We start from the raw sequence: 9,238 nt of genomic DNA, 5'->3' as shown, positions 1-9,238 counted from the left end.
CGGGGTCGACGGGGCCGGGAGGTTAAACCGGCCTGTTCCAGGATCAGTCGGAGTCGCCGACGGCCCCTTCCGGGCGACTTTGATCCTGCCCGCCCGAGGGGAAACGTCGACCGGGATGAAACAGGCCCACAGTCCTCGTCCCTTGGTCAAAACGGTTCGGCGGAGCGGTCAGGTCTAGCCGAAACGCACACACACACTCACGGTCTCCGGGCTTGGCCCGGCCGCTCCGCACCTCCTCACCCCTCGTCGCCAAAGCCCGAGGTCGGACAGTCGTGTCCGCCACCAGGAACGGAGAATCCCATGCCCAAGTCCAAGCCGCCCCGCCGCCGCAAGATCCGCCGAGGCAACGAGCTTCGCGCCCTGATGCTCGAGGGCGTCCGCAGCGCCCTGGCGCTGAATGACGCAGTGCTGGCCAAGATCGACGAGCTTCTCAGCCGAACGCCACCGGGTCGGCAGAGGACCGAGTTGCTGACGCTGCGGGCGGAGATGAAGTCGCATCGGCCCGGCCTGCTGGAAAGCCGGAGCGACGCCATGACGCCGTGAGATCTGTGAACCGCAGATGGTGATGGCTTGCGCCTCACCCCTCGACCACGACCCCCACCCCGAACTGGATCCAGACAGCCTTGTCCTTGAGGTTCTTCTGCACGAAGGCGGCGTGGATCTGGCGTTCCTCCTCGGTCGAGCGCGGGGCCAGCGGCCGGGGGCGCGCGCCGTACGATCCGGCGCGGGCGGCCGAGACGGCGTTGACGGCGACCACCGCCGTCAGCTCCAGCGCCCGCTCCTTGCCGCCCTGCAGCTCCAGATAGACCTCGGCCAGCAGATGGGCGTCGATCAGGGCGCCGTGCTTGTCGCGGCTGTCCAGGCTGATCTTGAACCGCTTACACAGGGCGTCGAGCGAGTTGTACATGCCCGGGAAGCGCTTCTTGGCCATGGCCAGGGTGTCGACCCAGCTGGCCTCCACGATGGGCGGCCGGCCGCACTTCTCCAGCTCGAAATTGACGAAGCTGCGGTCGAAGGCGGCGTTGTGGGCGATCACGGGGCTGTCGCCGACGAACTCCAGGAACCTGTCGGCGATCTCGTGGAACTTGGGCTTGCCGGTCAGGAACTCGATCGACAGGCCGTGCACCTTCTGGGCCTCGGCCGGCATGTCGCGCAGCGGATCGCAATATTCATGGAACGACCGGCCCGTGGGCATGTAGTCGACCACTTCGATGCAACCGATTTCGACCAGGCGATCGCCGGTCTTGGGGTCGAAGCCGGTGGTTTCAGTATCGAGGATGATTTCCCGCGCCATCGGATTTCAATGACCCTGTTTGCCGCCGCCTTCAAGCGGGGCGGCGGCCCGCAGGCGAGCCAGAATGTCGCGGACCTGGTCACGGGCGGCGTCCAGGCCCCGGCCGGTGTCGATCACGAAATCGGCCCGGGCCCGTTTTTCGGCGTCGGGCGTCTGGCGGGCCAGGATGGCCTCGAACTTGGCGGGGGTCATGCCGGGCCGGGCCAGAACCCGCTCGCGTTGAACGTCGGCCGGCGCCGAGACCACCACGACCTTGTCGACCTTCTTCTCGCCGCCGGTCTCGAACAACAGGGGGATGTCGAGCACGGCGATGTCGGCGCCCCGGGCCTGGGCGTCCTCGAAGAAGCCGATCCGATGGGCGCCGACCAGCGGGTGGACGATCGATTCCAGCACCGCCAGGGCTTCGGGGTTTCCCATCACCGCCGCGCTGAGACGGGCGCGGTCGATGGCCCCCTCGATCACCACGCCGGGAAAGGCGGCCTCGACCGGCGCGACCGCTGCGCCGCCCGTGGCGTACAGCGCATGGACGGCGGCGTCGGCGTCATAGACCGGCACGCCGGCCTCGACGAACATCTGGGCGGTGGTCGACTTGCCCATGCCGATGGAGCCGGTGAGGCCGAGCACGATCATCGGGCCGCGTCTCCCAGCTGGGCCAGGGCGAGGGCCCTGACGTCGACCTGGGCCGGCGGCGCGACGCCGAAGAAGGCTTCGAAGCTGGGGGCCGCCTGGCGCAGCAGCATTTCCAACCCGTCCACCGTTAGGCGGCCGGCCGCTTCGGCGCGTCGCAGGAACTCGGTGTGAAGCGGCTTGTAGACCATGTCGACGACCACGGCGTTCTCCGGCGTCAGCTCCAGCCGCGCCGCCGGGCCCGCGCCGCCGCCCAGACCCAGGGAGGTGGCGTTGATCACCAGACCAGCCTGGGAGAGAAGGGCGTCCAGCTCGTGTTCGGACGCGGCTTCGACCACCCCGCCGATCGAGGTCGCGATGGCTTGGGCGCGGACGAAGGTGCGGTTGACGATGCTGACCCTGGGCGCGCCGGCCAGGGCCAGGGCGGCGGCCGCGCCTCGAGCGGCGCCGCCAGCCCCCAGGATCACCACCGGCGACGAGGCCAGGTCGAAACCCGGCGCCTGAACGGCGATGGCCCCGATCAGGCCCGGCCCATCGGTGTTGTCGGCCATGATCGTGCCGTCGGCCTCGAACACCAGCAGATTGGCGGCGCCGGCCAGCTTGGCCAGGTCGCTGCAGCGGTCGGCGCAGGCCAGGGCCTGCTCCTTGAACGGGATCGTGACGTTGATGCCCCGGATCGCGCCGCCGCGCAGACCTTCGACGAAGGTTTCGAAATTGTCCTCGTCCGGGGCAAACGGCACATAGGCGGCGTTCAGGCCGGCCGCCGCGATCCAGGCGTTGTGGATCACCGGGCTCATCGAATGGCGGATCGGCCGGCCGCAGACGCCGGCGACGATGGCGGCTCCCGTGATGCTCATGCCGCGAGGGCTCCGTGAAGACGCAGGAAATCGAACAGGCCGACGACCGGCAGGCCCAGGATGGAGAAATAGTCGCCGTCGATGCGGTCGAACATCTGCACGCCCTCGCCCTCGAGGAAGTAGCAGCCGACCGAGGACAGGATGTCGGGCGCGTTACGCTCCAGATAGCCGTCCAACCAGGCGTCGCTGAAAGGGCGGACCGACAGCTTGGTGGTCTCGATCACCCGCCAGATCGGCCGGCCGTCGCGGGCCACGACCACGGCCGAGTGCAGCTTGTGGACCTTGCCGCGCAACTGGATCAGCCGCTCGCGGGCGGCCTCGACCGTGTCGACCTTGTCGAACAGGGCCCCGTCCAGCTCCAGCGTCTGATCCGAGCCGATCACCAGGCCCGGGCGCTTGGTGGAGACCTTGAACGCCTTCAGCTCGGCCAGGGCGTCGGCCACCTCCCGGGGCGAAGCGCCCTCGGCCAGCAGGCCGGCCTTGGCGGACTCTTCGTCGACGCCGGAACCGACCGCCGTGAACTCCACACCGGCGTTGCGCAGGATCGCCTGGCGGGCCGCGCTCTTGGACGCCAGGGTGATGGGGGGCGTGGAGGATGAGGTCATCCCAGCACCTCGACCTGGCCGCGGCCGCCCGACAGCAGGTTGATGATCGCCGCCGCCGTCTCCTCGACCGATCGGCGGGTGACGTCGATGATCGGCCAGCCCTGGCGCTCGAACAGACGACGGGCGGCGATGATCTCCTGCCGCACGGCGTCGGTGTCGATATAGTCGCTCTCGCGGCTCTCCTTCAGCGACAGCAGGCGGTTGCGGCGGATCTGGATCAGCCGCTCGGGCGAGGTCATCAGGCCGACGACCAGGGTGTTCTTCAGGGTGAACAGCTCCTCGGGCGGCGGGCGGCCCGGCACCAGCGGCACATTGGCGGCCCGCACGCCGCGGTGGGCCAGGTAGATGCAGGTGGGCGTCTTGGAGGTGCGCGACACGCCCACCAGGATGACGTCGGCCTGGGTCAGGTCCTGGCCGCCCTGGCCGTCGTCGTGGGCGATGGCGTAGTCCAGGGCCTCGATCCGGTCGAAATAATCGTTGTTCAGCGCGTGCTGGGCGCCGACCCGGGTCGAGATCCGCGCGCCCAGATAGCGCGACATGGCGCTGACCACCGGATCGAGGGCGGCGATGCAGGGCATCTCCAGCCGGCGGCAGCCTTCCTCCAGGGCCGAGCGCAGGTTGGGGTCGATGATGGTGTGCATGACCACGCCCGGCGCGCCGGCGATCTCCTCCAGCGCCCGGTCCAGTTGGCGCGTGGAACGGACCAGGGCGTAGATATGTTCAATCGGCAGAATGTCGGTGAAACGGGCGCAGACCGCCCGGGCCATGGCGTTCAGGGTCTCGCCGGTGGAGTCCGACACCAGGTGGATGTGAAAGTAGGTCGCGAAGCGCGGCGCGGCTCTTTCGCCCTCGGGAACGCCAGCTTCCTGTGGATCATCCGTTAACGGTTGCTTAACCACTGGCTTGGTCCCTGGGGATGAGCGGGGGTGAATCCCGGCTCTTTACGGCGCGTCGAACTGACCCTGTGTTAAACGGTCACATTGATGCCGGACAATCCCCAGTCTCAGATCGCCTCCACAGCCGGTGCGTTTCCGATTCCCCCAAGGGCGGGATGAGCGAACGCTCATGGTTACGGCGCCGTTAGCCATCTTAACGTTTCATTAGGAATTACGAAGCCCTACCGGCTTGTCCCCAAAGTTCACAGGCGCGAACCCACATGTGGGCCGCGCTGGGATGGATTTGGAATGTCTGAGGGGCATGGTGCGGCGCAACCGGGTTTTCCCCGTTTGGCACTTGCCCACCATCTCCTACAATCTTCCTTAAAATCTTCTTAAAGAGAGAAGGAAGAAGGGAAGAAGGCCTCCGGGGCGATACGGGCTTGAGCCCAAGGGCCTGACGGGATTTAAGGCCTGACATGACCTCGCTCCCGAAACCCAAGCTTCTCTCCGTCCTGGATGGCCACAAGGCCGAACGCCCGCCCGTCTGGTTCATGCGGCAGGCCGGACGCTATCTGCCGGAGTATCGGGCCGTCCGCGCCACCGAGCCGACCTTCATCGATTTTTGCCTGAACCCGGAAAAGGCCGCAGAGGTCACGCTGCAGCCGATGCGGCGGTTTCCCTATGACGCGGCCATCGTGTTCGCTGACATCCTGCTGATCCCCCAGGCCCTGGGCCAGAAGGTGTGGTTCGAGGCAGGCGAGGGCCCAAAGCTGGGCGAACTGCCGTCGATCGAGTCGATGCGCGATCTGACAGGCCAGGCCGGCCAGGCGCTGGGGGCGGTGGGCGAGACGCTCAGCCGCGTGCGTTCGGCGCTTGAACCGGAGCGGACCTTGATCGGTTTCGCCGGCGCGCCCTGGACCGTGGCGACCTACATGATCGAAGGCGGGTCCAGCGATCGCTCCGGCGCGCGGACCTTCGCCTACCAGAACGCCGAGAAACTCGACGCTCTGATCCAGGTGCTGGTCGACGCGACCATTGACTACCTGGCCATGCAGGCCGCGTCGGGCGCCCAGGTGCTGAAGCTGTTCGAGAGCTGGGCCGAGGGTCTGTCGGAGCCGTTGTTCGATCGTCTGGTGACCAAGCCGCACACCGCCATCATCGAAGGCTTGCGGGCCAAGGGCGTGACCACGCCGGTGATCGGCTTCCCGCGCGGGGCCGGAACCCTGGTCGAGACCTACGCCAAGCTCGCGCCGGTTCAGGGCGTGGCGCTGGACACCCAGGCGTCGGCGGCCTTGGGCCAGTCGATCCAGAAGACCAAGGCCATCCAGGGCGCGCTCGATCCGCTGCTGCTGCGGGCCGGCGGCGACGCCCTGCTGGCGCGAGTGGATCAGCTTCTGGAACAGTGGGGCGGCGGGCCCTATATCTTCAACCTGGGTCACGGCATTCTGCCCGACACCCCGATCGCCCACGTCGAGGCGGTGCTGGCCCGGGTCACCGGCAGATGAGCAAGCCGAAGATCGCCGTCGTCCTGTTCAATCTGGGCGGGCCCGACGGGCCCGACGCGGTGCGGCCGTTCCTGTTCAACCTGTTCCGCGACAAGGCGATCATCGGCCTGCCGGCCCCCCTCCGCTATCCGATCGCGGCCCTGATCGCCGGAACGCGCGCCAAGCCGGCCAAGGCAAATTACGCCCTGATGGGCGGCGGCTCGCCCTTGCTGCCGGAAACCGAGAAACAGGCCAAGGCGCTGGAGGCGGATCTGGCCGCGCGGTTCCCGGACGCCGAGACCCGCTGTTTCATCGCCATGCGCTACTGGAAGCCGCTGACCGAGCAGGCCGCCAAGGCCGTGAAGGCCTTCGCGCCCGACGAGGTCGTGCTGTTGCCGCTCTATCCGCAATATTCGACGACGACGACGGGATCGTCGTTGAAGGCCTGGAAGCGGGCCTATCGAAACGGTCCCGGTCGGGTCTCGACGGTCTGCTGTTATCCGGTCGATGAGGATCTGGTCCAGGCGCATGCCGATCTGATCAAGGCCGCCTACGACAAGGCCGGACGTCCCGGTCCGGCGCGCTTGCTGTTCTCGGCCCATGGTCTGCCGGAAAAGGTGATCCTGGCCGGCGACCCTTATCAGCAACAGATCGAGGCCACCGCCGCGGCGGTCGCGGCCAAGCTGGGTGAAGGCTGGGACTGGCGGGTGACCTACCAGAGCCGAGTCGGGCCGATGAAGTGGATCGGTCCTTCAACTGACGACGAGATCCGCGCCGCCAGCCAGCAGGGGCTCGCCCTCTTGGTTACGCCCATCGCCTTCGTCTCCGAGCATATCGAAACCCTCGTCGAGCTGGATCACGAGTATCGCGAAATGGCGCTCTCGGCCGGCTGTCCGGCCTATATTCGCGTGCCGGCCCTGGGCGTGACGCCTGGGTTCATCAGAAGCCTTGGTCGCTCCATCCAGGGCGCGCTTGAGGCGTCCGATCGACTGGTCACCGCCTGCGCCTGGCGTTGCGGCGGCGATCGGACCCAATGTCCGAACAAGCAGGGAGCCCAGGCATGATCGATTTCCTGGCCCCGCATTTCGACCTGATCCGCGGGCTGCACATCATCTTCGTGATGGCCTGGATCGCGGGCATGCTGATCCTGCCGCGGCTGTTCATCTACCACATGAAGGCCGAGCCCGGCTCGGACATGGACGCGGTGTTCAAGCTGGCCGAGCTGCGGACCATGCGGATCATCATCAATCCGGCGATGATCCTGGCCCTCGTGATGGGCCTGTTGCTGGGCGTGATCGACACCCAGCGCCTGGGCCACGACTTCTTTCTCAAGCCCTGGGCCCTGACGAAGATCGCGGCCCTGCTGTTCCTGTTCGCCTGGCACGGCTTTATGTCCAAGTCGCGCAGGCGCTTCGCCGCCGGGACCAATTTCCGCTCGGAGAAGTTCTGGCGGATGACCAACGAGCTGCCGTTCCTGGCCGCCATCGTCATCGTGCTGTCGGTGACGACTAAGTTCCTGGGCCACTAGACCGACCGCATGTCGGGCGGCTTCGCTTGACCGGCGGGGCCGCTTGTGGTTCCCATCCAGACAGACAGGTCGCCTCGCGGCCTGTTCCCGCCTCTTACGGACCGGCGCTCGTCCTGACGCGCCCCCGGAGCCTCTCGCTTCGAAGGTCTGTCCCCCGATCGATACGCGCCGTCGTCATGGCGCGACCTGCTCGCCGCTTCACCGCGACGAGTCCGTTTTAGAACCAAGGCTCGGCTCGCATCTCCGCGGGCCGCGCGACGTTGAGTGTCACTATGACCGACCAAACCGAATTCCAAGACACGCCCGAGCTGGAGCCCGTCGTCGACACGACGGTCGAGCCGGCCGCCGAAAACACCGCCAACGGCGACGACGCCGGCGACGAAGACTCCGAGATCAGCGCCACCGTGGCCGCCATGGGCCTGAAGACCATGTCCCTGCAGGAGCTGAAGGAGAAATCCCCGGCCGACCTGCTGGCCTTCGCGGAGACCTTCGAGGTCGAGAACGCCAACTCCATGCGCAAGCAGGACATGATGTTCGCGATCCTGAAGACCCTCGCCGAGGAAGGCGTGGAGATCTCGGGCTCGGGGACGATGGAAGTGGTGCAGGACGGCTTCGGCTTCCTGCGCTCGCCGGAAGCCAACTATCTTCCGGGTCCGGACGATATCTACGTGTCGCCCTCGCAGATCCGCAAGTTCGGCCTGCGCACCGGCGACACCATCGAAGGCGCCATCCGCTCGCCGCGCGAAGGCGAACGCTACTTCGCCCTGACCGGCGTCTCGAAGATCAATTTCGAGAGCCCGGACAACGTCAAGCACAAGGTCCACTTCGACAACCTGACGCCGCTCTATCCCGAAGAGCGCCTGCACATGGAACTGCCCGATCCGACCATCAAGGATCGTTCGGGCCGGGTCATCGACATCGTGGCCCCGCTGGGCAAGGGTCAGCGCTGTCTGATCGTCGCCCCGCCGCGGGTCGGCAAGACGGTGATGCTGCAGAACATCGCCAAGTCGATCGAGACCAACCACCCCGAGTGCTATCTGATCGTCCTGCTGATCGACGAGCGCCCGGAAGAAGTCACCGACATGCAGCGCACGGTGAAGGGCGAGGTCATCGCCTCGACCTTCGACGAGCCGGCGACCCGCCACGTGCAGGTGGCCGAGATGGTCATCGAAAAGGCCAAGCGCCTGGTCGAGCACAAGCGCGACGTCGTCATCCTGCTGGACTCGGTCACCCGTCTGGGCCGCGCCTACAACACCACCGTCCCGTCGTCGGGCAAGGTGCTGACCGGTGGTGTCGACGCCAACGCCCTGCAGCGTCCCAAGCGCTTCTTCGGCGCGGCGCGCAATGTGGAGGAGGGCGGTTCGCTGTCGATCATCGCCACCGCCCTGATCGACACCGGCAGCCGGATGGACGAAGTGATCTTCGAAGAGTTCAAGGGCACCGGTAATTCGGAAATCGTCCTGGACCGCAAGGTCGCCGACAAGCGCATCTTCCCGGCCATCGACGTGCTCAAGTCGGGCACGCGCAAGGAAGAGCTCATCACCCCGAAGGACCAGCTGCAGAAGACCTACGTCCTGCGCCGCATCCTCAACCCGATGGGCGCCTCGGACGCCATCGAGTTCCTGCTGGAGAAGATGCGCCAGTCCAAGACCAACGGCGATTTCTTCCAGAGCATGAACACTTAAGCTTGGTGTTTCACGTGAAACACAAAGGGCGGCTGGAGCAATCCAGCCGCCCTTTTTGCATCTAGCTCCACGACCACTTGCCCCCTACGGACCGCTTCGCGGTCGTCTTCCCCCATAGGGGGAAGAGCCGCGCCGTGAGGCTCCGCCCCCTCGGGGGGCGGACAGGCGGCGAAGCCGCCAGGTGGGGGCAAGTGTTCGCGGGCGCGACATGACAGGCACGGCTTCTCGACCTCGGGCTTTCGCGGCGAGTGGGTGGGGAGGCGCGGAGCGGACCGGGCCC

At 66.9% G+C, this 9,238-nt stretch carries 10 protein-coding genes; 5 read left to right on the top strand and 5 right to left on the bottom strand.

Annotated features, from left to right (window positions below):
• Positions 1-300: 300 nt before the first annotated feature.
• Complete coding sequence (locus tag WAL33_RS04580; protein ID WP_422178940.1) at positions 301-543, top strand: hypothetical protein; 243 nt, start codon at positions 301-303, stop codon at positions 541-543.
• Between the two features lie 34 nt (positions 544-577).
• Here WAL33_RS04580 and dnaQ read toward each other — a convergent pair whose 3' ends face one another.
• The 5 genes from dnaQ to WAL33_RS04555 are packed head-to-tail and all read right to left on the bottom strand — an operon-like array spanning position 578 to position 4,282.
• Positions 578-1,294 (bottom strand): DNA polymerase III subunit epsilon, encoded by a 717-nt coding sequence (gene dnaQ, locus WAL33_RS04575; protein WP_422178938.1) that lies wholly within the window; start codon positions 1,292-1,294, stop codon positions 578-580.
• Positions 1,295-1,300: 6 nt separating this feature from the next.
• Entirely contained in the window at positions 1,301-1,924 is a 624-nt protein-coding gene (gene coaE / locus WAL33_RS04570) for a dephospho-CoA kinase (protein WP_422178936.1), read from the bottom strand.
• Positions 1,921-2,778, bottom strand: a complete 858-nt coding sequence (gene aroE / locus WAL33_RS04565; protein ID WP_422178934.1) for a shikimate dehydrogenase — start codon at positions 2,776-2,778, stop codon at positions 1,921-1,923. Before aroE ends, coaE begins: the two co-directional genes overlap by 4 nt.
• Positions 2,775-3,383 (bottom strand): Maf family protein, encoded by a 609-nt coding sequence (locus tag WAL33_RS04560; RefSeq protein ID WP_422178932.1) that lies wholly within the window; start codon positions 3,381-3,383, stop codon positions 2,775-2,777. The genes aroE and WAL33_RS04560 overlap by 4 nt, the downstream gene beginning before the upstream one ends.
• Positions 3,380-4,282, bottom strand: coding sequence for a pyruvate, water dikinase regulatory protein (locus WAL33_RS04555; RefSeq protein WP_422178930.1), 903 nt, complete (start codon positions 4,280-4,282; stop codon positions 3,380-3,382). The genes WAL33_RS04560 and WAL33_RS04555 overlap by 4 nt, the downstream gene beginning before the upstream one ends.
• Positions 4,283-4,737: 455 nt before the next feature.
• Here WAL33_RS04555 and hemE point away from each other — a divergent pair, with 455 nt between their 5' ends.
• From hemE to rho, 4 genes are all read left to right on the top strand, one after another.
• Positions 4,738-5,766, top strand: a complete 1,029-nt coding sequence (gene hemE, locus WAL33_RS04550) for a uroporphyrinogen decarboxylase (protein WP_422178928.1) — start codon at positions 4,738-4,740, stop codon at positions 5,764-5,766.
• Complete coding sequence (gene hemH, locus WAL33_RS04545) at positions 5,763-6,809, top strand: ferrochelatase (RefSeq protein WP_422178926.1); 1,047 nt, start codon at positions 5,763-5,765, stop codon at positions 6,807-6,809. The genes hemE and hemH overlap by 4 nt, the downstream gene beginning before the upstream one ends.
• On the top strand, positions 6,806-7,273 hold the full coding sequence (locus WAL33_RS04540) for a CopD family protein (RefSeq protein ID WP_422178924.1): 468 nt from the start codon (positions 6,806-6,808) through the stop codon (positions 7,271-7,273). Before hemH ends, WAL33_RS04540 begins: the two co-directional genes overlap by 4 nt.
• 272 nt (positions 7,274-7,545) lie before the next feature.
• Positions 7,546-8,958 carry a transcription termination factor Rho gene (gene rho, locus WAL33_RS04535; protein WP_422178922.1) on the top strand — a complete coding sequence of 471 codons (1,413 nt, stop codon included), beginning with the start codon at positions 7,546-7,548 and terminating at the stop codon, positions 8,956-8,958.
• The last annotated feature ends 280 nt before the right edge of the window (positions 8,959-9,238 follow it).

Source organism: Caulobacter sp. (assembly GCF_049283275.1).
In the GTDB taxonomy this organism is placed as follows: domain Bacteria; phylum Pseudomonadota; class Alphaproteobacteria; order Caulobacterales; family Caulobacteraceae; genus Caulobacter.
Note: the sequence above shows the minus strand (reverse complement) of the source record. Positions and strands in the feature narration are given on the sequence as shown.